Origin of the sequence: Methylobacterium sp. SyP6R, assembly GCF_019216885.1 — a bacterium.
Lineage (GTDB): Bacteria > Pseudomonadota > Alphaproteobacteria > Rhizobiales > Beijerinckiaceae > Methylobacterium.
The window spans coordinates 2,677,089-2,699,137 of record NZ_JAAQRC020000001.1 but is presented as its reverse complement, the minus strand read 5'-3'; the positions used below and the strand labels follow the sequence as shown (position 1 = coordinate 2,699,137).

The 22,049-nt window shown below is 71.4% G+C and carries 19 protein-coding genes; 9 read left to right on the top strand and 10 right to left on the bottom strand.

Annotated elements, in window-relative coordinates; translation table 11 throughout:
* Positions 1 to 21: 21 nt before the first annotated feature.
* Positions 22 to 954 carry a LysR family transcriptional regulator gene (locus tag HBB12_RS12395; protein ID WP_236992757.1) on the bottom strand — a complete coding sequence of 311 codons (933 nt, stop codon included), beginning with the start codon at positions 952 to 954 and terminating at the stop codon, positions 22 to 24.
* Between the two features lie 227 nt (positions 955 to 1,181).
* Between HBB12_RS12395 and HBB12_RS12390 the strand changes: the two genes are divergently transcribed.
* From HBB12_RS12390 to HBB12_RS12370, 5 genes are all read left to right on the top strand, one after another.
* Positions 1,182 to 2,702 carry an ABC transporter substrate-binding protein gene (locus HBB12_RS12390; protein ID WP_236992756.1) on the top strand — a complete coding sequence of 507 codons (1,521 nt, stop codon included), beginning with the start codon at positions 1,182 to 1,184 and terminating at the stop codon, positions 2,700 to 2,702.
* A gap of 10 nt (positions 2,703 to 2,712) precedes the next feature.
* Entirely contained in the window at positions 2,713 to 3,627 is a 915-nt protein-coding gene (locus HBB12_RS12385) for an ABC transporter permease (RefSeq protein ID WP_236989615.1), read from the top strand.
* A complete protein-coding gene (locus tag HBB12_RS12380) occupies positions 3,624 to 4,544 on the top strand; it encodes an ABC transporter permease (RefSeq protein WP_236989614.1) in 921 nt (306 codons plus the stop codon). Before HBB12_RS12385 ends, HBB12_RS12380 begins: the two co-directional genes overlap by 4 nt.
* 274 nt (positions 4,545 to 4,818) lie before the next feature.
* Positions 4,819 to 6,234, top strand: a complete 1,416-nt coding sequence (locus tag HBB12_RS12375) for a M20 family metallopeptidase (RefSeq protein WP_236989613.1) — start codon at positions 4,819 to 4,821, stop codon at positions 6,232 to 6,234.
* Between the two features lie 268 nt (positions 6,235 to 6,502).
* On the top strand, positions 6,503 to 8,116 hold the full coding sequence (locus tag HBB12_RS12370; RefSeq protein WP_236989612.1) for an ABC transporter ATP-binding protein: 1,614 nt from the start codon (positions 6,503 to 6,505) through the stop codon (positions 8,114 to 8,116).
* A gap of 31 nt (positions 8,117 to 8,147) precedes the next feature.
* Here HBB12_RS12370 and HBB12_RS12365 read toward each other — a convergent pair whose 3' ends face one another.
* Entirely contained in the window at positions 8,148 to 8,570 is a 423-nt protein-coding gene (locus HBB12_RS12365; protein ID WP_236989611.1) for a hypothetical protein, read from the bottom strand.
* Here HBB12_RS12365 and HBB12_RS12360 point away from each other — a divergent pair.
* Both HBB12_RS12360 and HBB12_RS12355 read left to right on the top strand, forming a co-directional pair.
* Positions 8,569 to 9,792: an aminotransferase-like domain-containing protein gene (locus HBB12_RS12360; protein WP_236989610.1), complete on the top strand. Its 1,224-nt coding sequence runs from the start codon at positions 8,569 to 8,571 to the stop codon at positions 9,790 to 9,792. The genes HBB12_RS12365 and HBB12_RS12360 overlap by 2 nt on opposite strands.
* 108 nt (positions 9,793 to 9,900) lie before the next feature.
* On the top strand, positions 9,901 to 10,881 hold the full coding sequence (locus HBB12_RS12355) for a catalase family peroxidase (protein ID WP_236989609.1): 981 nt from the start codon (positions 9,901 to 9,903) through the stop codon (positions 10,879 to 10,881).
* Here the strand turns inward: HBB12_RS12355 and HBB12_RS12350 are convergent.
* The 4 genes from HBB12_RS12350 to HBB12_RS12335 are packed head-to-tail and all read right to left on the bottom strand — an operon-like array spanning position 10,848 to position 14,643.
* Positions 10,848 to 11,489, bottom strand: coding sequence for a class I SAM-dependent DNA methyltransferase (locus HBB12_RS12350; protein ID WP_236992755.1), 642 nt, complete (start codon positions 11,487 to 11,489; stop codon positions 10,848 to 10,850). The two genes, HBB12_RS12355 and HBB12_RS12350, sit on opposite strands and share 34 nt — an antisense overlap.
* Positions 11,490 to 11,496: 7 nt before the next feature.
* The gene (locus tag HBB12_RS12345) at positions 11,497 to 12,249 is read right to left on the bottom strand and encodes a PIG-L deacetylase family protein (RefSeq protein ID WP_236989608.1); all 753 of its coding nucleotides are present in this window, start codon (positions 12,247 to 12,249) and stop codon (positions 11,497 to 11,499) included.
* On the bottom strand, positions 12,249 to 13,385 hold the full coding sequence (locus HBB12_RS12340; protein ID WP_236989607.1) for an acyl-CoA dehydrogenase family protein: 1,137 nt from the start codon (positions 13,383 to 13,385) through the stop codon (positions 12,249 to 12,251). The genes HBB12_RS12345 and HBB12_RS12340 overlap by 1 nt, the downstream gene beginning before the upstream one ends.
* The gene (locus tag HBB12_RS12335) at positions 13,378 to 14,643 is read right to left on the bottom strand and encodes a glycosyltransferase family 2 protein (protein ID WP_236989606.1); all 1,266 of its coding nucleotides are present in this window, start codon (positions 14,641 to 14,643) and stop codon (positions 13,378 to 13,380) included. The genes HBB12_RS12340 and HBB12_RS12335 overlap by 8 nt, the downstream gene beginning before the upstream one ends.
* Before the next feature lie 247 nt (positions 14,644 to 14,890).
* On the opposite strand from HBB12_RS12335, the gene HBB12_RS12330 reads away from it, so the two are divergent.
* Together HBB12_RS12330 and HBB12_RS12325 are read left to right on the top strand one after the other, a co-directional pair.
* Entirely contained in the window at positions 14,891 to 15,532 is a 642-nt protein-coding gene (locus HBB12_RS12330; RefSeq protein WP_236989605.1) for an outer membrane protein, read from the top strand.
* Between the two features lie 416 nt (positions 15,533 to 15,948).
* Positions 15,949 to 17,049, top strand: coding sequence for a hypothetical protein (locus tag HBB12_RS12325; protein ID WP_236989604.1), 1,101 nt, complete (start codon positions 15,949 to 15,951; stop codon positions 17,047 to 17,049).
* Positions 17,050 to 17,119: 70 nt separating this feature from the next.
* On the opposite strand, the gene HBB12_RS12320 is transcribed toward HBB12_RS12325, so the two are convergent.
* From HBB12_RS12320 to HBB12_RS12305, 4 genes are all read right to left on the bottom strand, one after another.
* Positions 17,120 to 17,875, bottom strand: coding sequence for an ABC transporter ATP-binding protein (locus HBB12_RS12320; RefSeq protein ID WP_236989603.1), 756 nt, complete (start codon positions 17,873 to 17,875; stop codon positions 17,120 to 17,122).
* The gene (locus HBB12_RS12315) at positions 17,856 to 19,661 is read right to left on the bottom strand and encodes a branched-chain amino acid ABC transporter ATP-binding protein/permease (RefSeq protein WP_236989602.1); all 1,806 of its coding nucleotides are present in this window, start codon (positions 19,659 to 19,661) and stop codon (positions 17,856 to 17,858) included. Before HBB12_RS12315 ends, HBB12_RS12320 begins: the two co-directional genes overlap by 20 nt.
* A 283-nt stretch (positions 19,662 to 19,944) precedes the next feature.
* Entirely contained in the window at positions 19,945 to 20,805 is an 861-nt protein-coding gene (locus tag HBB12_RS12310; RefSeq protein WP_236989601.1) for a branched-chain amino acid ABC transporter permease, read from the bottom strand.
* 24 nt (positions 20,806 to 20,829) lie between these two features.
* Positions 20,830 to 22,026 carry an ABC transporter substrate-binding protein gene (locus HBB12_RS12305; protein WP_236989600.1) on the bottom strand — a complete coding sequence of 399 codons (1,197 nt, stop codon included), beginning with the start codon at positions 22,024 to 22,026 and terminating at the stop codon, positions 20,830 to 20,832.
* Between the last annotated feature and the right edge of the window lie 23 nt (positions 22,027 to 22,049).

Genomic DNA, 22,049 nt, shown 5'->3' with positions numbered 1-22,049 from the left:
AATGACATTATTAATATTGACTTAAACATCGGTCGAGCCCCTGGCGGTACCGTCGCCATCCCCCATAGGCGGCAACGCCGCCACCAGCACCGACAGGAAGGCCTGCACCGCCCGCGGCAGGCGCCGGTCGCGCATGGTCTGGACCTCGATGCCGCGGGCCAGGCTGCGGCGGGACCGGATCGGCAGCACCCGGAACTCGCCGCGCCCGACCTGGCCCTGGAGCGCGATCGACGACATCAGGGTCAGGCCGCTTGTGACGCGCACGAAGGGCAGGATGGCCGAGAGCACGTTCGCGCTGAGCACCGGTTCGATGGCGATGCCCTCCGCCGCGCAGGCCGCGTCGAGGATGGTGCGCAGGGTCGTGTCCCGGGGCAGGAGCGCGACCGGATAGGCGGCGAGGTCGGTGAGCCCGATCAGTCTTCGTTCGGCGAGCGGATGGTCGGGCGCGCACAGGGCCACCATGTCGAGGCTGTTGCGGTAGGCCACCGCCGTGTCGGTGGAGGGCTCCAGGCTGAAGGTGAGCCCGATATCGGCCTCGCCCTGCACCACCCTCTGGGTCGCCTGGCCCGGCGGCAGCGCGCTCAGCTCGAAGCGGATGCCCGGATGGCGGGCATGGAACGCTGCGATCACGCCCGGCACGAGGTCGATGGCGAAGGCCTCGGTGGTGGCGATGCGCACCAGGCCGCGCTGCAGGCCCTCCAGTTCCTGGATCTCGGTGACGACCTGCTCGGCGCTCGCCAATACCTGATGGGCGTGGCGGGCCAGCAGCTCGCCGGCCTGGCTCAGCACCATGCCGCGGGGCCGCCGCTCGAACAGGGGGCAGGCCAGCTCCGCCTCCAGGTTGGCGATCTGCCGGCTGATCGCCGAGGGCGCGACGTTGAGCCGGGCGGAGGCCGCCGCGATCGTGCCCTCGCGGGCGACCGCCAGGAAGTAGCGCAACGCCGTCGTCTGCATCGCCACCCCATGCCTTGCCGTTTCGGCAACGATCCTATCGAAAAATTCGACTTGCTGCGATAGGTTCTGCGCAACATCCTGGCAGGGTGAATTTTGCGGCAGTGCAACATGACGGGTGGAGACGCCCACGCTGCCCCCGACGAGGCGGAGCCGACATGTCGACACGGATCGAAGCGGGCCAAGTGCGGGTAGGCAAGGAACGGACGCGCCTCATGCAGACGGGACGGATGCGCAGGGCCGGCGCCCTCCTGACGGGCCTCCTCCTCGCCGGGATCGCGGGACCTGCGCTGGCCGGCAAGGCCAACGACACCCTGGTCTACGCCTCCGACAGCGAGCCGGAGAACCTGAGCCCCTACCACAACAACCTGCGCGAGGGCGTGATCCTGGCCCGCAACGTCTGGGACACGCTCCTCTACCGCGACCCGAAGACCGGCGAGCACCAGCCGATGCTGGCCACCGCCTGGACCTGGGTCGATCCGGTGACGCTCGACCTCACGATCCGCGACGGCGTGACCTTTCACAACGGCGATCCGCTGACGCCCGAGGATGTCGCCTTCACGTTCAACTACGTGCTGACGCCCGAGGCCAAGGTCGTCACCAAGGGCAACGTCGACTGGATGAAGTCGACCGAGGTGACCGGCCCGCACAGCGTGCGCATCCATCTCAAGGCGCCGTTCCCGGCCGCCCTCGAATACCTCGCCGGCCCGACCCCGATCCTGCCCGCCGCCTACTTCAAACGAGTGGGTCTGGCCGGCTTCAGCAAGGCGCCGGTCGGCACCGGCCCCTACCGCATCGTCTCGACCGAGAGCGGCAAGGGCGTGAAGATGGTGCGCAACGACAAGTACTGGCCGGGCAGCCCGATCGGGCAGGCGAAGATCGGCAAGCTCGAATTCCGCATCATCCCCGACGGCGACAGCCGGATGGCCGAATTGATGACCGGCGGCGTCGACTGGATCTGGCGGGTGCCGACCGACCAGGCCGAGCAGCTCAAGCGCGATCCCACCCTGACGGTGGTCTCCGCCGAGACGATGCGGGTCGGCTTCCTGCAATTCGACGTAGCGGGCCGGGCGATGGAGAACTCGCCGCTCAAGGACGTGCGGGTGCGCCAGGCGATCGCCCACGCCATCGACCGCAAGGCGATGGTCGACAACCTGGTGCGCGGCGGCTCCCGGGTGATGAACGCGCTCTGCTTCATCGAGCAGTTCGGCTGCACCGAGGAGGGCGTGCCCACTTACGCCTACGATCCCGCCAAGGCGCGGGCGCTCCTCAAGGAGGCCGGCTACGGCAACGGCATCGACATCGACCTCTCCGCCTATCGCGAGCGCGACTATGCCGAGGCCGTGATCGGCTACCTGCGCGCCGTCGGCATCCGGGCGAAGCTCAACTACCTGCGCTACGCCGCCATGCGCGACGCGATGCGGGCCGGCAAGACCTCGATCGGCTACCAGACCTGGGGCTCGTTCTCGATCAACGACGTCTCGGCCTTCACCGGCACCTACTTTCGTGGCGGCGAGGAGGATCTGGCCCGCGATCCCGCGGTGATCGCCGATCTCCAGGCCGGCGACACCAGCATCGATCCGGCGGTCCGCAAGGCGAAGTACAAGGAGGCGCTGACGCGCATCGCGGCCGAAGCCTACGCCCTGCCGATGTTCTCCTATCCGTCGAACTACGCCTTCACGGCGGACCTGAACTTCACCGCGCAGACCGACGAGGTACCGCGCTTCTTCGCGGCCTCGTGGAAGAAGTAGGGGACGCGCCATGCTGGGCTTCGCGCTGCGGCGCATCCTCGTCGCGATCTGCGTCGCGCTGACCGTCTCGGTGGCGAGCTTCCTGCTCCTCCACCTCTCGGGCGACCTCGCCACCGCCATCGCCGGCCCGGAGGCCACGGGCGAGCAGATCGCCGCGGTCCGCGTGCAGCACGGGCTCGACCAGCCGCTCGTGGTCCAGTTCGGCACCTGGGCCTGGAACGCGCTCCACTTCGATTTCGGGCGCTCGTTCTACTTCCCCGAGCCGGTCACCGACCTGCTCGCCTCCCGGATGCCCGTGACCCTGACACTCGGGGTCATCGCGCTGGCCGTCGCCCTGCTGGTGGCGATCCCGCTCGGGGTGCTGGCGGCGTTCTACCGCGACACCTGGATCGACCGGACGGCGCTCGCCGTCTCGGTGCTGGGCCAGGCGATGCCGAGCTTCTGGTTCGGCCTCACCCTGATCATGATCTTCTCCGTCAACCTGCGCTGGCTGCCGGCCTCCGGCAATGGATCCTGGAAGAACTTCATCCTGCCGGCGGTGGCACTGGGCTACTACGCGATGCCGGCGGTGATGCGGCTCACCCGCAACGGGATGCTGGAGGTCCTGTCCTCGGACTACGTCCGCACCGCCCGGGCCAAGGGGCTGCCGCCGCGCAAGATCCTGATCCGCCACGCGCTCCGCAACGCGGTGATCCCGGTGATCGCGCTCGCCGCGGTGCAGTTCGGCTTCATGCTCGGCGGCTCGATCGTGATCGAGGCGGTGTTCTCGCTCCAGGGCCTCGGCCAGCTCGCCTGGGAATCGATCGCCCGCAACGATTTCCCCGTCGTCCAGGCGATCGTGCTGGTGCTGGCGATGATCTACATCGCGCTCACGCTCGCCGCCGACCTCCTCAACGCCCTCCTGGATCCGAGGCTGCGCGCATGACCACCCGGCCCGCCTCCCCCGCCGTCCCGGCTCCCGCCGAGACCGTCCTGCCTCCGGCTCGCTCTCCCGCGATGATCGCGCTGCGGCGCGGCCTGTCCCATGGCGGCTTCCTGATCGGGGGCGGCCTCGTCGGGCTCGTGGTGCTCGTCGCGCTCGCCGCCCCCCTCATCGCCCCGCACGACCCTTACGCGCAGGACGTGTCGCGCCGGCTGATCCCGCCGATCTGGCACGCCAAGGGCAGCATGGAGCACTGGCTCGGCACCGACAAGCTCGGGCGCGATTACTTGAGCCGCCTGATCTACGGCAGCCAGATCTCGCTGCTGATCGGGCTCTCCGCCGCCCTGATCTCGGGGATCATCGGCACGACGCTCGGCGTGCTCGCCGGCTATTACGGCGGCCGGGTCGACGCGGTGGTGAGCTACATCGTCACCACCCGGCTCGCCATGCCGGTGGTGCTGGTGGCGCTCGCCATGGCCTCGCTCGTCGGCGGTTCGCTGAAGGTGGTGGTGCTGGTGCTCGGCTTCCTGCTCTGGGACCGCTTCGCGGTGGTCACCCGCGCGGCGACCCGGCAGGTGCGGGGCCAGGATTTCGTCGCCGCCGCCAAGGCCTCGGGCTTCGGGCCGGTGCGGATTCTCGCGCAAGAAATCCTGCCCAACATCCTCAACGCGCTGATCGTGGTGGCGACCCTGGAGATGGCGCACGCCATCCTGCTCGAAGCGGCGCTCTCCTTCCTCGGGCTGGGCGTGCAGCCGCCGCTGCCGTCCTGGGGCCTGATGATCGCCGAGGGCAAGCAGTACATGTTCTTCCAGCCCTGGGTCATCACCATCCCGGGCGTGGCCTTGCTGGTCCTGGTGCTCGGCATCAACCTCCTGGGCGACGGGGTGCGGGACATCACGGCTCCGGAAGGACGGCATTGAGGATGTCTCCGTCGGCTTTTCCTTTCGTCCCGCCCTCAACCTCATCCTGAGGTGACCGGCGATCGAAGATCGCTGCGCGAAGCAGCCTCGAAGGAGGGCTCCAGTTAGCTCGGAGATTTCTGGAGCCCTCCTTCGAGGTCAGTCCATCTCCGATGGACCGACACCTCAGGATGAGGTCGCGGGTGGGATGGAGCGAGGCCAACCGGGGTTCCACCAAGCGACGATCGAGATCTAGCAATTCTTCTCTTCTCACACGCGCATAGAAAGTCCCCCCATGTCGCGACGCGACGCCATCGCGCTGGCCCACCGGCATTACGACGACGGTCAGTTCCTCACCGTGCTCCGTGAGGCGGTCGCCCTGCCGACCGAGAGCCAGGCCCCGGACCAGGGGCCGGCACTCGCCGCCTACCTCACCCGGTTCATGATCCCGGCTCTGTCGCGGCTCGGCTTTGCGACCCGCCTCCTCGACAACCCGCAGGCGGGCCGCGGGCCGTTCCTGATCGCGACGAGGCACGAGGGCGACGACCTGCCCACCGTGCTCACCTACGGCCACGGCGACACGGTGCGGAACTACCCCGAGCAGTGGCGCGAGGGCCTGCACCCGCTCGCGGTGACGGTCGAGGGCGAGCGCTGGTACGGGCGCGGCACCGCCGACAACAAGGGCCAGCACCTCATCAATCTCGGCGCCCTCGAGGCGGTGATGCAGGCCCGGGGCGGACAACTCGGGTTCAATGTCAAGTTCCTGATCGAGATGGGCGAGGAAGCGGGCTCGCCGGGCCTGCGCGAGGTCTGCCGGGACGAGGCCGAGGCGCTGAAATCCGACCTCCTCATCGCCTCCGACGGGCCGCGGATCGAGGCGAGCCGGCCGACGATGTTCCTCGGCTCGCGGGGCGGCTACACCTTCGAGCTGATCGTGAACCTGCGCGAGGGCGGCCACCACTCGGGCAATTGGGGCGGGCTGCTTCGCAATCCCGGCACCGTGCTGGCGAGCGCCATCGCGAGCCTCGTCGACGGGCGCGGACAAATCCTCCTCGACGCCCTGCTGCCGCCGCCAATCCCCGAGGGCGTGCGCGCGGCGCTCGCCGACATCACCGTCGGGGGCGATCCGAACGCGCCGGCGATCGACGAGGGCTGGGGCGAGCCGGGGCTGACGCCCGCCGAGCGGGTCTTCGGCTGGAACACGCTGGAAGTCCTGGCCTTCAAGTGCGGCGATCCGGACGGGCCGCAGAACGCGGTGCCGCCCTCCGCCAAGGCGACGATGCAGCTGCGCTTCGTCGTCGGCACCGACTGGGAGGGGCTGCTGCCGGCGATCCGCGCCCATCTCGACGCGAAGGGCTTCCCGATGGTCGAGGTGCGGGCGACCCGCGGCGAGGTGTTTCGCGCCACCCGCCTGCCGGTCGAGGATCCGTGGGTGGGGTGGGCGCTCGCCTCGATCGAGGCGAGCACGGGAAAACGCCCGGCACTCCTGCCCAATCTCGGCGGCTCGCTGCCCAACGACGCCTTCTCGGAGATCCTGGGGCTCCCGACGCTGTGGGTGCCGCATTCCTACCCGGCCTGCTCGCAGCACGCGCCCGACGAGCACCTGCTCGGCGGCCCGACCCGCGAGGCCCTGGGGCTGATGGCCGGGCTGTTCTGGGACCTCGGCGAGACCGGGCCGGCGGTCCTGGCGGGGCGGAAGGCGGTGGGGTGAAGGGTCGTTCCCCCTCACACGAAGGCGCGGCGAGACACTCGTCATCCCACCCTCGACCTCATCCTGAGGTGTCAGTCCATCGAAGATGGGCTGACCTCGAAGGAGGGCTCCATTTCGCTCGGCGACTTCTGGAGCCCTCCTTCGAGGCTCACTTCGTTCGCACCTCAGGATGAGGTTGCGGGCGGGGCTAGAACACAGTCGAGCAAATCGCGCAGAGACATAGAACAGCACAAGTCGCTTGAATGATGCCGCGCATAGAGGGCCAGAGATGAGCGAACCGATCGTCCAGATCCGCAACCTGACCCTCGCCCTGCCGCGGGGCGCCGACCGGCCGCACGCGGTCGAGGGCCTGAACCTCGACCTGATCCCGGGGCGTATCCTCTGCGTCGTCGGCGAATCGGGCTCGGGCAAGTCGATGAGCGCCTACGCGCTCACCGGTCTGCTGCCGCGCTCGCTGAAGGTCGCCGGCGGCGAGATCCTGTTCGAGGGCCGGGACCTCTTGCGCCTCGACGAGCGCGCCTGGCGCGACTTGCGCGGCCGGCGGATCGCCATGATCTTCCAGGAGCCGATGACGGCGCTGAACCCGGTGATGCGCATCGGGGACCAGATCGCCGAGATGTTCGAGGCGCACGACCTGCTCACCCCCCGGGAGAGGCGCGCCCGCGCGGTGGCGCTGGCCGGCGAGGTCGGCCTGCCGGAGCCTGAGCAGATCGTCCGGGCCTATCCGCACCAGCTCTCGGGGGGTCAGCGCCAGCGGGCGATGATCGCGATGGCGCTCGCGCTCGAACCCGCCGTGCTCGTCGCCGACGAGCCGACCACGGCGCTCGACGTCACCACCCAGGCCCAGATCCTCAAGCTGATCCGCGAGATCCAGCAGCGCCGCAACATGGCGGTGTTGTTCATCACCCACGATTTCGGCGTGGTCGCCGACATCGCCGACCACGTCGCGGTGCTCCAGCGCGGCCGGCTGGTCGAATCCGGCTCGGCCGAGGCGGTCCTGCGCCATCCGCAACACGCCTACACCAGGGCGCTCCTCGCCGCCGTGCCGAGCCTGACCCCGCCCAAGCGCGAGCCGATCACCGAGGCGCCGGTCGCCCTCTCGGTGACGAACCTCGCCAAGACCTACGCCACCCGTTCGGGCCTCCTCGGCAAGCCCCGGGTGGTGGCGGCGGTGAAGGAGGTGAGCTTCGATCTGCGTCGCGGCGAAACCCTCGGGATCGTCGGCGAATCCGGCTCCGGCAAGTCGACCACGGCGCGGCTGGCGATCCGCTTGATCGAGCCCGACCACGGCACGGTGCGCCTCGGCAGCCTCGACTTCACGGCGCTCGGGACCAGGGAGCTCCGCGACGAGCGCCGGCGGATCCAGATGATCTTCCAGGACCCCTTCGCCTCGCTCAATCCCCGCCGCACCGTCGAGCAGATCATCGCCGGCGGACCCATCGCCCACGGCACCCCGGCCCGCCAGGCACGGGCCCGGGCGCGCGAACTGCTCGACCTCGTCGGCCTGCCGCCGAGCGCCGCCGAGCGCTACCCGAACGCCTTCTCGGGCGGCCAGCGCCAGCGCATCGGCATCGCCCGGGCGCTCGCGATGGAGCCGGACGTGCTCGTCGCCGACGAGGCGGTCTCGGCCCTCGACGTCTCGGTCCAGGCGCAAGTGTTGGCGCTCCTGGAAGACCTGAAAGCACGCCTCGGCATCGCGATGCTGTTCATCACCCACGACCTGCGCGTCGCCGCCACGATCTGCGACCGGATCGCCGTGATGCACCGCGGCGAGATCGTCGAGATGAACCGCACCGAGGCGTTGTTCCGGGCACCGGAGCATCCCTATACGCGCAGCCTCCTGGCGGCGGTGCCGGGGGCGATGTTCGCCGAAACGGCGTGAACAGCGCTGATCGTGGGAACCCTAGAGAGCTTCACGATCGCGTTGCAATCGCGAAGCTCTCCAAGTCCTTGTCATGCCGCATTTTCTGCGACGAACCGGTTTCCATTTCTTCGGAAAATGCTCTAGGAGTGGAATAGCTGGATTTTCTCGTTTCATACGATTTCCGACTGATCGCTTCGCGATGCGGAAATCGGCTTCGCTCACGCGCCGCGCGGGCTGGTGATACGAAATCCGGAAGATCACTTCCGGATTTCGTATCACCGCAGGCGGAATGCTGTCCGGGTAAAGGAAAGGCGCGGGTTCTCTCCTCTCCCCGCCCGCGGGGAGAGGGGATTTCCTGCGCCACTCCTTTCAGTGGATAGGCCCGCGAAGAGGCAGGAGGGGAACTCGTCACATCTCGCGCCTCCAATGATAGATCAGCGGCGTCACCCGAACCCGACGAGCCGACCGCCATGGTGCCCTCCCCTCCCCACCTCCCGACACGGCCGGCCTTCGCCCAGTGGATGGGCACCACGAACCAGATCACCCGCACCTTCCTCGCCGCGGGCGCCATCCCCGACCTGATCAACGTCGCCGGCGGCCTGCCCGACCCGGGCCTCTACCCGACCGACCGCCTGGCCGAGATCGCCCGCCGGGCCGTCGCCGAGCATCCGGACGAGGTCCTGGGCTACGGGCCGGTCGAGGGGCTGCCGGCCTTGCGCGACGCCCTCGCCCGGCGCTTCGGTTCGCCCGCCCTGCCGCTGACGCGCGACAACGTATTGGTGACCACCTCCGGGATGCAGGGTCTCGACCTCGTGGGAAAGGTGCTGCTCGACGAGGGCGGGCTGATCGCCGGCCAGCACCCGACCTATCTCGGCGCCCTCGATGCCTGGCGCCCGCGCGCGCCGTCGTTCCGCAACCTCCTCCTCGACGCGCCCGGCTTCGACGCCCGCGCGGCGCTCGCGGGCGCGCAATTCGCCTACGCGGTGCCGAACTTCTCGAATCCCACCGGGCGCCTCGTCGGGCTGGAGACCCGCCGGGCCCTCGTCGCGGCGGCGCACGAGACCGGCACCTGGCTCGTCGAGGACGATCCCTACGGTACCCTGCAGTACGACGGCGAAGAGTTGCCGCGCCTGATCGAATTGTCGGCGCAGGCCGCGCCGGGCGCGCCGTATGCCGGCCCGGTCGTCTCCATGGGCACGCTGTCGAAGGAGATCGCGCCCGGCCTGCGCATCGGCTGGATCATCGCAGGCCCGGCGATGATCGAGGCGCTGACGCTGGCCAAGCAGGGCTCGGACCTCTGCACCAGCGGCCTGACGCAGCGCATCGCGCTCGCGGCGATCGAGACCGGCCTGATCGAGGCGATCCGCCCGGCCGTCGTCGCCTTGTACCGCGCGCGCCGGGACGCGCTCTGCGCCGCGCTCCACACCCACCTGTCCGCGTGGTTCGACTGGGAGGTGCCGGTGGGCGGCATGTTCGTCTGGGCGACCGCCCGTGATCCGGGCCTCGACACCGACGCCCTGCTCCCGCACGCCCTGGCGGCCGGGATCTGCTACGCGCCGAGCAGCGTGTTCGACGCCGCCGGGGCGAACCGGCGAGGGATGCGGATCAACTTCACCCTCAACCCGCCGGAGCGGCTCGCCGAGGGGATGCGGCGCCTCGCCGGAGCGGTCGCCGCATTCCGGCGAGCGGGCTGACGCGGCCCGTCACTGAGAGGAAACGATCCCGATACGGTTTGGAATTGGACTTGCCATAAAGTTGCGCGCAATTCAAAGTGCTCTCGATACAATCGAGGAAGCGCTTCCATGATCCGGTCCTTCTCCGTCCTGGCCGGCGCCGCCGTGCTGGCCTCATCCATATTGCCTGCGCCGGCCCAGGAGGCCGATCCGGCCGCCATTGTCGCCCTGCAATTTGCCGTCAGCGGCGACCACAAGGGCGTGCGGGCGAGCGGCGCCAAGGGCGTCTGCCTGAAGGGCAGCTTCACGCCCGCCTCGGACGCGGCGAGCCTGTCGAAGGCGCCGCAATTCACCAAGACCGTGCCGGTCACCGCCCGCTTCTCGATGGGCGGCGGCAACCCCAAGATCTCGGACAAGACCAAGCCGACGACCCGCGGCTTCGCGATGCGGATGCAGGATCCCGCCGGCGACCTGACCTTCGTGACCATCTCCGCCCCGATCTTCTCGACGAAGACCCCGGCGCAGCTGCTCGAATTCCTCCAGGTCCGGGCGCCCGGGCCGGACGGCAAGCCGGACGCCGAGAAGATCAAGGCTTTCGCGGCGAAGAACCCCGAAACCGGCCGCCAGGCGGCATGGCTCAACGCGCGGCCGGTGCCGGCGAGCTTCGCGGGCACCGATTACTGGGCGGTGCACGCCTATACGCTGACCAACGCCAAGGGCGACAAGACGACGGCCAAGCTCAAGTTCGTCGCCGCCGACAAGGCGACCCTCTCGGACGAGGAGCTGAAGGCCAAGCCCGATGCGTTCTACGCCGACGAATTGAAGGAGCGGCTGTCCCGGGGCCCGGCGAAGTTCGACCTCGTGGCGATCCTGGCCGAGCCGAACGACCCGACCACGGACGTCACCGCGACCTGGCCGGAGGACGAGCGCAAGCAGAAGACGCTCGGCACCCTGGCGATCGCCGGAATCGAGCCCGACGCTCCTTGCGACGCCGCGACCTTCGATCCCGTCGTCGACCTGCCCGAGGGCATCGCCGGCCCGGCCGACGACCCGATGTTCGCGATCCGCTCGCCGGCCTACGCGGTGTCGCTGTCGCGGCGCTCGAACTGAGGTTCGGGACGGCGGGGCGGCCCGCCGTCCCGCAGCACGTCGAGCCGGTAGGCCTCTGTCCGGACCTGCCGGTCGACGGCGAGACGGTCCCGCGTCTCGCGGATGAACAGGTCGGCGGCCTCGTCACCGGTCAGGGGATAGTGCGTCTCGCCGGTCCAGTGCACCAGGACGACGTCGCCGCCGGGACGCAGGCTCTCCCGGACACGGGACGCGAGGCGGGCGACGTCGGCGGCGTCGAGGTAGTAGACCACCTCCGATAGCAGGATCAGGTCGAAGGTGCCCTCCGGCCAATCGCCCGGCACCTGGGCTTGCAGCAGGCGCAGATGGGCCAGGTCCCGGCAGCGCGCGAGGGCCTGGGCCAGGGCGGCCTCGGCCACGTCGAGGGCGGTGAGGGTGCCGCAACGGGGCGCGAGCGCCGCCGTCAGCACCCCGATCGAGCAGCCGATCTCGAGACCCGCCGCGTAATGCGGGCGCGGCAGGGCCGCGAGGGTGGCGGCGTACTTGTCGCGCTCGTAGGGGCTGGCGGCGAAATTCCACGGATCGGGATCGGCAGCGTAGCGCGCGTCGAAATAGTCCGGCGGCAGCGTGGTCGTGTGGCGGGTCACGATCCTGTCCTCACGGCGCGACCTCCAGGAAAATCTCGTGATTCCGCGCGAAGCGGGCGAGCATCGCCGGCTCCAGGCGGAAGCCCTCGGGATCGTCGGCGATGAGGTCGGTGGTCTGCGAGCGATGGGCGGCGATGGCCGCCGCCTTGGCGGGGAGATGCCGGGTGACATCCAGGCGGATGCCCCGGGGCGCGGCGCCGATTTCGGTCTCCGGCGGCAGCGTCCAGCCCCAGACCGGGTAGGCGTAGAGGCGCACATCCCCGCCGAGATCCCGGCAGATCAGGTCCCGGGCGCGGCGGGCGAGCGCGGCGCTCGCCGCATGGTCGCAATGCGGATCGTGCTCCCAGGTCACGAATAGGGCGCCCGCGCCGCAAGCCCGGGCCGCAGCGGCGATCGCCCCGGCCGCCGCCTCGGCCTCGGGGCCAATGGCCGGGACGAACCGGTCGGGCAGGCGCAGGAAGGCGACGTGCTCTGGCGCAAGCCCGAGATGCGCCACCGCCGCCAGGGTCTCTGATTCGCGTAAATCCCGCAGGCGCTCGGGCGGATGGCTCCGCGAGTTCGGATGCGAGCCGACCCCGTCGCTCACCACGACGAGACGCACCGGAACTCCTTGGGCGCGGGCCTCGGCGACGAGCCCGCCGCAGCCGAGGCTCTCGTCGTCGGGATGGGGTGCCACCACGACGATCCCGCCCGCCGGCACGAGGTCTTCGAGCGTGTGCACGGGCAGCGCCTCGGCGGCGGCGAGGACGGCGTCGGCCCGCATCAGCGCGGCTCCCACAGGGCGGCCATCGGCCCGTCGACGGCGAGGATCGTGGCGGCGGCGCTGGTGAGCGCCCGGTCGGGGGCGGGCTGGCGCAGGTAGGTCGCGAGGTCGCGCGATAGCCGTTCCAGGGGATGCCCGCGCAGGAAGCCCTGGAGGCCGACCGAGCGCTGGGCGAGGCCCAGCACCTCGAGCCCCGCCCGCTCGACCGCGAGCCGGGTGAGATCGACGAAGGCGACGAGGCGCTCGGCCGGAAGGGCCTCCTCCGCCATCAGGGCCGCCGCCCGGCCGACGAAGAGCCGGGCCCCTTCGAGCGCGATCACCCCCTCGCCGAGCCGGGCGAGCTGGTGGGGATCGTCGCCGCGCCCGGTCCGGGCGAGATGGCCGCGCCAGGCCTCGAACACCGCCTCGATGCCGCCTAACTGCACCGCCGCGAAGCGCCAGGCGCCGCCGGAGAAATGCGGCTGGCGGTGGTAATCGCCCGACCCGCCGAGGTGGGCGAGCGGCGTGAGGCCCGTGAGGTCGATGGTGCCGGTGGCCGAGGCACGCATGCCCTGCGCGCGCCAGGCCGAAAGGTCGGCCCGCGTACCGGGTTCAAGGGAGGCGACCAGCATCAGCGGCTCGGCCTCGCCGGGACGCCGCGCCGTCACCAGGGCGCGGGTGACGTGCCCGGCCCCCGACGCGAAGGTCTTGACCCCGGCAAGCCGCCCGTCCGGCCCAAGGACGAGGCCGCCCGCCGGCGGCTCGGTGTTCCAGACCCCGAACAGGTGGCCCGCGCGGGCATCCGCGAACAGGGCGCGCCTGTCCGCCGGTGCGGCGTAGCGGGCAACGAGCTGGAGCGCGTTGACATGGCCCTCGTAGAGCCGGCCGAGGGCCAGGCTGCCGAGGCCGACGAGGCGCAAAACCGCGGCGAGGTCGGCCGCGCCCGCCTCCTGCCCGAGGCCGGCCCCGCCCTCACCCACGGGCACCGGGGCGGCGAGCAGGCCGGTTCGGGCGAGATCGGCCACGTCCTCGGCCGGGAAGCCGTCGTCGCGATCGTTCGCGTCGGCCCGCCCGGCCGCCAGGGCCGCGACCCGGCGGGCGGCGGCGACGCTGTCGGGCGCCTGACCCTGCACCGCGTGAAGGGCGGATTCACGCATTGCCGGCCTCCTCGGACGCGCGGCCGAGGGTGGGCCGGGCAGGGCTGGGCCGGAAGGCGCCAAGGAGCCCCACGCCCTGTGCCCCGCGCCGCAATCCGGCGAGCACGAGGCGGGCCGCGCGGATCTGCCGGGGCAGCGCGCGCGGGCGCAACGGGCGGGCGGCGAGGAGCGGGCTCGCCGCCTCGATGGCCACGAGGACCGCCCCGAGGGTGGGGAGGCCGGCGATGCGGTGCGCCTCAAGCGGCGGCACGCGCAGCCAGGGCGCCCACAGCCCGGTCCGCGCGAGGCGCCCGGTCGCGTGGAGGCGCCGCAGCCGCCGTCCCCAGGCGAACCGGAACAGGGCGGCTCTCAGGGGTTCGAGGCGCGGGTCGCACGGGGCCTCCGGCACCGCGCAGCGCTCCCGCATCGTATCGGCGGCCCCGCCCGGGGCGCGGCCGTCGAGCCGGCCCGAGGTGACGACGACGATGTCGGGATCGTGGCGCACCCGGGCATCCGCCCGCAGGAGGGAGGCCACGAAGGCGCGGTCCTCGCCCAGGGGCAAAGCCGGCATGCCGCCGGCGGCGCGGTAGGCGGACAGCCGGACCGCGAGGCTCGCCCCGGATCGGGTCGCGTGCCGCGGCCAGGGATCGTGCGCGACCGGATCGATCAGCGATTCGAGGGCGACGAGCAGCGCTTCGTAGGCGCCCTCCAGCCGGCCGCGGGCGTGGAGCGCGTCGGGCAGCCGCGCGGCCTCGGCCTCGTCGAGGGCGATGCGTCCGGCGACCGCGTCGGCTCCTTCCGCCAGGGCCGCGAGGTTGCGCGCGACCCAGTCGGGCGGCACGCGGCTGTCGGCGTCGGTGGTCAGGATCACGCCGTCCGGCGCCGCTTCCTGGAGCCAGGCGGCGCCCGGCGCCGCTTCCTGGAGCCAGGCGGCGCCCGGCGCCGCTTCCTGGAGCCAGGCGGCGGCCGCCTCCATCGCCTCGCGCCGGGCCCAGCCGGCCTGCGCCCCGGCGAAATCGCGCGTGATCACCCGAACCCGGACCGGCAGGCCGGCCAGAATCGCCGCCACCGCCTCCGCCGTGCCGTCGGTGCAGTTGTTGAGGAAGAGGACGATCCCGAGGGCGTCCGGCCCGATCCCCTCCTGCGCCGCCAGCGCATCCAGGCAGGCACCGATCCGGTCGACCTCGTTGCGGACCGGAACGGCGACGACGCAGAGCGGCGCGGGCGGGCCGTCGGAATCCGGCCTCCGGGTTCGGCCCGGATCCTCTGTCTCGGTCACGCGCGGCGTCTCCGGGGCCTGGCTTGGTCGCCCTCGGACATCAACATAGGACATACTCCACCCCAGTGCCTAGGGTGCGACCAAATCGACCGCTTCTCCGATCGATCGCTTCTCCTGGCGAAGCCCGCCCGCCGCCCACGACCAGTCTTCAGGCTTCGGCCCGGAATGTTTCGGCCGGACCATGCAGATACAAACCTCCGCCGTGCCCCCCGGTGCGAAGCGGCCCGCTCTCGGCTATCGTGGCGGTATGACCGGACGCGCCGCTTCCCGCTCCCGCCGCCGCCTCGCGGCCTGTCTCACCGCCTGTCTCACCCTGGGCCTCGCCGCCCTCGGGCCGGCGCCCGCCGCGGCCCAGGGTTTCGCCGGCTTCGGGTTCCTGCCCGTCTTTGCCTGGCCGCAGAACCTCGAGGAAGGGTCCGGCGGGGATGGGCGCTGGTCCGGCTCCTATGCCCGGCTGTCGACCGGGTTCGAGGCGGTGTCGTCGCGGCATTTCGGCAGCTATGCCGGGCCGACCATCGGCTTCGAGGGCGGGCGGATGTGGCAGGAGGGCCGGTTCGTCTACGGCATCTCCGGCGGGTTCGACTACCTCGCGGCGACCTCCGGCGGCCTGACGCCGGGCTATGGGGCCTTGAGCTACACCCGCGACTTCGCCGGCGGAGTGCAGGTGAAGGTCGGCACGCTGCTCACGCCGGACGTGCTGCTCTACGCCCGGGCGGGCGCCGCGGCCGTGCACGGCACGGTCCGGGCCGGGGCGACCCCGGTCTCGATGCCGTTCTCGCGCGACGACATCGCGGTCCTGCCGAACGCCCATGTCGGGGTCGAGTGGGCGATCACCGACCGCCTGTCGGTCGCCGTCGAGGCGGGGGTGGTCGGCGGCGGCCTGCGCTGAGGCAGGCGCCGCCGGCATCCGACCCGTCGCATCGAGACGCAAACACATTCGATAACAATTCAGCCAAAAAATCATTTCCACCCGACGCAACCTCCCGATCGGCGAAACGAATTCCCGGCACGATCGAACGCAAATAGCGCCTCGCGAAGCGATCAAGCCCCGGCCTTTTCCTTCCAAGGCCGCGGATTTTGCTCGATCCATGGTCCGCCATGCCGCAAAATCGCCCGGTTTTGGCTCGCATTCCTGCCTGAACAACGGCTCCGCTCGGCGAGACCGGCATGCGTGACCGCATCTCGCGGCTGCCGCGCCCGGCGCCGTGCCCAGCATGGGAGATCTGGCATGATCCCTGACCGGACGATGCCCCGCGCATCCCCGACCGACCGGGCCGCCCCCTCGAACGGAGGCTGACGGTCCCGATGCGCCGCGCCATCATCCATATCGGCACGCCGCGCACCGGCACCTCGTCGCTGCAGATGCTGCTCCACACCCGCCGGGACGACCTGCACCGGGCCGGCCTCCTCTACCCCGACCTGACGCCGGCCTCCGCGGCGCAGCCTCACGTCAGCCACCAGCATCTCGGCGAGACCCTGGACGGGCGCCGGCCGCGGCGCGAGCGGAGCGAGCTGATGGCGCGCCTCGATCGGGCGCTTGCCGAGAGCCGGGACGAGGTGGCGCTCCTCTCCTACGAGAGCCTGTGCCAGCTGCCGCCCTGGCACCGGGCGCCGGGCCTCCTCTGCGGCCTGTTCGAGCGCCGGGGCTTCCGGCCCGAGATCCTGATGACGGTGCGCCCGCAGGCGGCCTACCTGCAATCGCAATATACCTGGCGGATCCAGTTCCTGCGCGAGGCCCGGACCTTCGCGTCGGCCTTCGAGGCCGAGTTGCGGGCGCGGCGGTTCGATTACTGGCGCGGCCTCACGGCCTGGGCGCGGGCCGCCGCGTGGCGCGTGCACCTCGTGCCGGTTCAGGACCGACTGTCTTCGGCCCCGCTGATCGAGCGGATCGCGGCCGAGCTCGGGCTGGCCGACCGGCTGCTGCCGCTCCTGACGCCGGCCGACCTCGCCTATCGCACCAACGCGAGCCTCGGCCCCGTCGGCGTCGAGGTGTCGCGCCGCCTGCGGGTGGGCGGGGCCGGCGGCGCGCAGGGCCCCACCCGCGCGGTGACCGAGCGCATCGAGACCCTGGCCCACGAGCGCGGTTTCGACGGCGAGCCGTTCCGGGCCCTCGATCCGGCGATGACCGCGCGGGTCGGCGAGGTCTATGGCCGGCGCAACGACGCCCTCGCCCGCCGGGTCTGGGGCACCGACTGGGCCGCGCGCGTCGCCGACCCGCCGCCCCGGGCGGTAAACGAGCTGGCCCGGCTCGGGCCCGACAGCGGGCGGGAGGCCCAGGTGGCGGAGCTTCTCGGGACGATCCGGGGCGAGTTCGCGGGACGGCTCCCGGTCGCGCCGCCGGGCCTGCGCGGATGCGTCGGGTCGGCTTTCGCCAGGGTGATGCAGTTCGCCCGGAGGATCCTGTAGCCGCGGGCTCCTGATCCCGCTCGGCCGCGCCATGCCCTTTCCCCGGTATCGTCACCGCCGCGGCCGGCCTTCAGGCCTGCACCATTCCCGCATCGCCGAAATACGCCCGCTCCAGCCGCTCCGGCAGGTCGGGCGCGCCGGCCTCCGATTCGAGCACGATCCGCCCCTGCGCCAGGGCGTAGACTCGGTCCGAGACGGCGCGGGCCTTCTCGACCAGCTGCTCCACCAGCAGCACCGCGGTGCCCTGCCGGCGCAGCCGCGCGACCACCTCCAGCACCCGGTCGACCAGAACCGGCGAGAGGCCGGCGGAGGGCTCGTCGAGCATCAGGAGGCGCGGGCGCTGGACCAGGCCTTGGGCCACCGCCAGCATCTGCTGCTGGCCGCCGGACAGCGAGGCGCCCTTGTCGTGGGCCTTCGCGGCGATCTCGGGGAAGTGGGACAGCGCTTCCGCGATCCGCGCCTCGCGCTCGCCCCGCGGCAGGTCGTAGGCGGCGAGCAGCAGGTTCTCGCGCACGCTCTGCCCGGTGAAGACGCGGTGGCCCTCGATCACGTGCGAGAGCCCGGCCCGGACGGCCGCGCGGGGCCCGGCCCCCGAGAGCAGGGTGTCCCCGAGCCGGACAGTCCCGGCCCCGACCGGCAGCAGGCCGGACAACGCCCGCAGGAGCGTCGACTTGCCGGCGCCGTTGGGGCCGAGCAACGTCACCACCTCGCCCGCCCGCACCGTCAGGTCGACGCCGTGGAGCACACGGATCTTGCCGTAGCCGGCCTCCAGCCCCTCGACCCGCAGGAGCGGCGGGCTCTCGGGATCATGCGCCGAGATAGGCACTGACCACCTCCCTGTGGCTGCGGATCTCCGCCGGCGTGCCGGCGGCGAGCACCCGGCCGAGATTGAGCACCGTGACCTCGTCGCAGATGGCGAAGATCAGGTCGGCGTGGTGCTCGACGAGGAGCACGCCCACGCCCGCATCCGCCACCGCCCGGATCAGCCCGCCGAGGCGCTGGATCTCCAGCGCCGAGAGGCCCGCCGCCGGCTCGTCGAGGAGCAGGAAGGCCGGGCGCAGCATCAGCGCGCGGGCGATCTCGAGGAAGCGCAGCTCGCTGTGCTGGAGCCGCCCGGCCCGGACCTCGTCGAGGCCGTCGAGCCCGACCGCCCGGAGCGCGAGGCGGGCCTGGTCGCGCAATCGCCGCTCGTCCGCGCGGTGTCGCGGGAGCGCGAGGAGCGATTCCGCCAGGCTGGCGCGCCCCGCGACGCTGCCGCCGAGCATGACGTTCTCGATCACGCTCGCCTCCCCGACGATGCGCGGGGTCTGGAAGGTGCGCGCGATGCGCAGGAGCGCGCGGGCCTCCCGCGCCTCGGCGAGCAGCGAGCGGGCGCCGAGGGTCACCTGCCCCGCTTGCGGCCGGTAATAGCCGGAGATGACGTTGAGCGTCGTGGTCTTGCCCGAGCCGTTGGGGCCGATCAGGCCGTGGACTCCGCCGGGGCGCAAGGTGAGGTCGAGCCCGTCGATCGCCTTCACGGCGCCGAAGCTCAGGCGCACGTCCTCGAGGGCGATCGGCTCCCGGACCGATGCGCCGCCCGCGAGTTCCTGGAGCGCGGCGGTCCGCGGGGCGATGCTGCGCTCAGGCGGCAGCGGGCGGCGTTTGCCGCGGTCGAGGAGGTCGGCGATGCCGCCGGGCAACGCCACCACGATGACGAGGAGCAGGACCGCGTAGAGGAAGGTCGACCAGGCCGCGAGGGGGGCCGCCACCTCCGGCAGGACCGTGAGCAGAACCGTGCCGATCAGCGGCCCCAGCACGGAGCCGCGCCCGCCGATCAGCACCGCGATGAAGAACAGGAGCGAGAGGTCGAAGGTGAAGGCGTCCGGGGTGATGTAGGTCTGGAGCGAGGCGAACAGCCCGCCGGCGATGCCCGCGACGCAGCCGGCGAACAGGAACACCGCGACAAGGAGTCTTGGCTTGGCGATGCCGACGGCTTCCGCCGCCACTTCCGCGTCGCGGACCGCCACCAGCGCCCGGCCCCAGCGGCTGCCCGCGACGTTCAGGGTCATCCAGGTGCAGAGCACGGCACCGGCGAGGCACAGGCCGTAGAAGCCGAAGCGGGACTCGAAGGGCGCGGGCATCTCCGGCCCGGTGATGCCGATGCCGCCGCCGGTCACGTCCTGCCAGGCGAGCGCCACCTGGGTGACGATGGTGGCGAAACCGAGCGTCGTCATGGCGAAGTAGAAGGTGCGCAGGCGGAGCGCCGGCAGCCCGACGATCACCCCGACCACGGCTCCGACGGCGCCAGCGCAGGCGAGCGCCAGGACGACCGGGAACGCCGGCAGGACGGTGCCGGCGGCGAGCACGCTGGCGGTGTAGGCGCCCACCAGCAGCAAGGCGACATAGCCGATGGCGAGCTGCCCGGCGAAGCCGACGACGAGGTTGAGACCCGAGACCAGGATCCAGTAGATCGCCGCCCGCGTGGCGATCAGCGTCCAGTAATCGTTGCCGGCGAGCGGCACCGCGAGCGCCAGGCCGAGGATGAGGAGGAAGGGTGTGGCCGCGGCGAGGCGCGGTCCCAGCCCTGTGCGGGCGGGGGTGTCGGAGGCCGCGAGGGCGGACGGACGATTCATGCGATGTCCACCCGATCCGTTCGCATCGAGACAGAGCGCGGGTTTCCCCCTCTCCCCGCGGGCGGGGAGAGGCTTTCGCCCCCCTTGCCGGGGGCGAAAGGAGCGTAGGCGTAGCCGGAGCGAGGGTGAGGGGGTCTCGACGCGTGAGGCTCCTCCGGAAACACCCCCTCACCCCCGCCCTCCGGGCTCCCTGAGCCCCTTCGGAGCTCAGGCCTCTCCCCGCCCGCGGGGAGAGGGGATCCCGCGCCGTCTCCATATCGGACCACATCACGCGAAAACCGGATCATACGCGCCTCGCCTGGGCGGAGCCGAGCAGGCCCTGGGGGGCGGCCAGCAGCACGACGATGAACAGGGTGAACACCGCCACCGACGCGAAGATGCCGCCGACGACGAAGTTCGCGGTCTGCTGGAACAGCCCGAGGACGAGGCCGCCGATGAGCGCGCCGCGGTTGTTGCCCAAGCCCCCGAGCGCCACCGGGATGAAACCGTAGAAGTTCAGGTGCGGTCCGTTGGCGAAGAAGGCGAGCAGCAACTCGCCGCCGGCATAGCCCGCGAGCGCCCCGATGGCGCCGGCGAGCCCGTAGCTCATCACCCTGAGGCGGCGCTCGGGCAGGCCCAGGGCGCGGGCGGCGAAATTGTCCTCCGCCACCGCCAGGAAGGCGTGGCCGAGAAGCGTGCGCCGGTAGAGCAGTTCGAGCCCGACCACGACGAGGAGACAGGCCACGACCGGCAGCCAGAACTTCTCGTCGAGGATGGTTTCGCCGAAGCCCCCGAGGAGGCGCGGGAAGGGCTGCGGCTCGGTGCTCCAGCCGATCGCCGTGACCTGCTGGATCATCAGGGCGAGCGCCAGCGTCGAGAGCACGTAGAGGTGCTGGTCGAGGCTCTTCAGGACCGGGCGCACCGCCACGAACTCGGTGACGATGCCGATGAGCGCCCCGCAGGCGAGCGTCGCGACGAGCCCGAGCGGCCAGGGCAGGCCGAGGCGAAGGGTGAACAGCGAGCCGAGGACGCCGCCAAGCATCCCGAGTTGGCCGGCGGTGAAGCTCATCACCCGGGAGGTCGAGAACATCGTATTGTAGGTGATGCCGATCAGCGCGTAGATCGCGCCGACGGCGAGGCCCGAGGCCAGAATCGAGGCGAGCATGGCGGTGCTCCCCGGATCGCCACCTCAGGAATAGCCCGGAGCGAGCCGGAAGCTGCCGTCGCGGCCGGAATTGGCCGTCGACATCACCACCTCGTCGGTCGGGTAGCCGTTATGCTGCGTCGGCGTGTAGGTGTAGTCGCCGAAGATGCCGGGATATTTCGTCAGGCCGTTCCAGTGCTTGACGATCGCGTCGGGCGCGCTCGATCCGGTCTCTTCCACCGCCTTGGCGATCAGGTTCACCGCATCGTAGCCGGCCGCCACCCACCACAGCAGGGTGTCGGCGAGCGCGACCTTGCCCTTGAGCCGCGCGACGAACTCCTCGCTGCGGGCGTCGAGCTTGCCGTCCTCGCCGTAGGAGCAGCTGCGGTAGCCGATGGCGTAGACCTTGTCCCAGTTCTGCGGCTTCTCCAAGAGCCCGCCGATCTCGCCCGAGGCCATCGAGGGATGGCCGATGAAGGGCACGTCCCAGCCCATCCGGGCGCGGGTGTTGAACAGGCGGGCATCCATGCCGGTCGACACGCTCCAGACCACGATCGCCTCGGCGCCGGCATTGCGGGCGCGCAGGAGATCCGGGGTCATGTCGGGCTGGGTCGAATCGATGTTGCCGAGATAGACCACCTCGGCCCCGTCCTGCTTGAACGCGGCGGCGGAAGCCTTGGCGGCGGTGACGCCGTAGCCGGTCGTGTCGCCGATCACCGCGACGCGCTTCACCTTCAGGACCTTGAGGCAGTAGCCGCGCACCGCATCGTCCCACTGGGTGTTGGACGGGGCGATGCGGAAGGCGTTGGGGTATTTCGCCGGGTCGATCAGGCTGTCGACCACGCAGGGATGGATGTTGGGCATCTTGGCCCGGGCCATGATCGGCGTGACGGCGAGGGACTCGCCCGAATTGGTCGGCCCCCAGATGGCGTGGACCTTGGCCTGGCTGATCATTTCCTGGGTGGCGTTGACCGCCTTGGTCGGGTCGCCCTGCGTGTCGCGGGTGACGAGTTCGACCTTGCGGCCCTTGACCCCGCCGGCGCCGTTGATCGCCTCGACGGCGAAGACGACGCCGCGGTTGAACCCGACCGTCGGGGCCGAGCTCGGGCCCGTCATCGCGGCGAGCCAGCCGATGCGCAGGGGCTCGCCCTGCGCCAGGGCCGGCCGGGGGAACCCGAGGGCCGCCGCCCCCGCGAGGCCGGCAGCATTCATCACGAGCGCACGACGGTTCGTCGTCACCATGGCGTCCTCCTCCCGTTTGTCTC

What these genes read in the sequence shown, in the direction of transcription:
- HBB12_RS12395 (WP_236992757.1), bottom strand. Translation starts at nt 954, where the DNA reads ATGCAGACGACGGCGTTGCGCTACTTCCTGGCGGTCGCCCGCGAGGGC.
- HBB12_RS12390 (WP_236992756.1), top strand. Translation starts at nt 1,182, where the DNA reads ATGCGCAGGGCCGGCGCCCTCCTGACGGGCCTCCTCCTCGCCGGGATC.
- HBB12_RS12385 (WP_236989615.1), top strand. Translation starts at nt 2,713, where the DNA reads ATGCTGGGCTTCGCGCTGCGGCGCATCCTCGTCGCGATCTGCGTCGCG.
- HBB12_RS12380 (WP_236989614.1), top strand. Translation starts at nt 3,624, where the DNA reads ATGACCACCCGGCCCGCCTCCCCCGCCGTCCCGGCTCCCGCCGAGACC.
- HBB12_RS12375 (WP_236989613.1), top strand. Translation starts at nt 4,819, where the DNA reads ATGTCGCGACGCGACGCCATCGCGCTGGCCCACCGGCATTACGACGAC.
- HBB12_RS12370 (WP_236989612.1), top strand. Translation starts at nt 6,503, where the DNA reads ATGAGCGAACCGATCGTCCAGATCCGCAACCTGACCCTCGCCCTGCCG.
- HBB12_RS12360 (WP_236989610.1), top strand. Translation starts at nt 8,569, where the DNA reads ATGGTGCCCTCCCCTCCCCACCTCCCGACACGGCCGGCCTTCGCCCAG.
- HBB12_RS12365 (WP_236989611.1), bottom strand. Translation starts at nt 8,570, where the DNA reads ATGGCGGTCGGCTCGTCGGGTTCGGGTGACGCCGCTGATCTATCATTG.
- HBB12_RS12355 (WP_236989609.1), top strand. Translation starts at nt 9,901, where the DNA reads ATGATCCGGTCCTTCTCCGTCCTGGCCGGCGCCGCCGTGCTGGCCTCA.
- HBB12_RS12345 (WP_236989608.1), bottom strand. Translation starts at nt 12,249, where the DNA reads ATGCGGGCCGACGCCGTCCTCGCCGCCGCCGAGGCGCTGCCCGTGCAC.
- HBB12_RS12340 (WP_236989607.1), bottom strand. Translation starts at nt 13,385, where the DNA reads ATGCGTGAATCCGCCCTTCACGCGGTGCAGGGTCAGGCGCCCGACAGC.
- HBB12_RS12330 (WP_236989605.1), top strand. Translation starts at nt 14,891, where the DNA reads ATGACCGGACGCGCCGCTTCCCGCTCCCGCCGCCGCCTCGCGGCCTGT.
- HBB12_RS12325 (WP_236989604.1), top strand. Translation starts at nt 15,949, where the DNA reads ATGCGCCGCGCCATCATCCATATCGGCACGCCGCGCACCGGCACCTCG.
- HBB12_RS12315 (WP_236989602.1), bottom strand. Translation starts at nt 19,661, where the DNA reads ATGAATCGTCCGTCCGCCCTCGCGGCCTCCGACACCCCCGCCCGCACA.
- HBB12_RS12310 (WP_236989601.1), bottom strand. Translation starts at nt 20,805, where the DNA reads ATGCTCGCCTCGATTCTGGCCTCGGGCCTCGCCGTCGGCGCGATCTAC.
- HBB12_RS12305 (WP_236989600.1), bottom strand. Translation starts at nt 22,026, where the DNA reads ATGGTGACGACGAACCGTCGTGCGCTCGTGATGAATGCTGCCGGCCTC.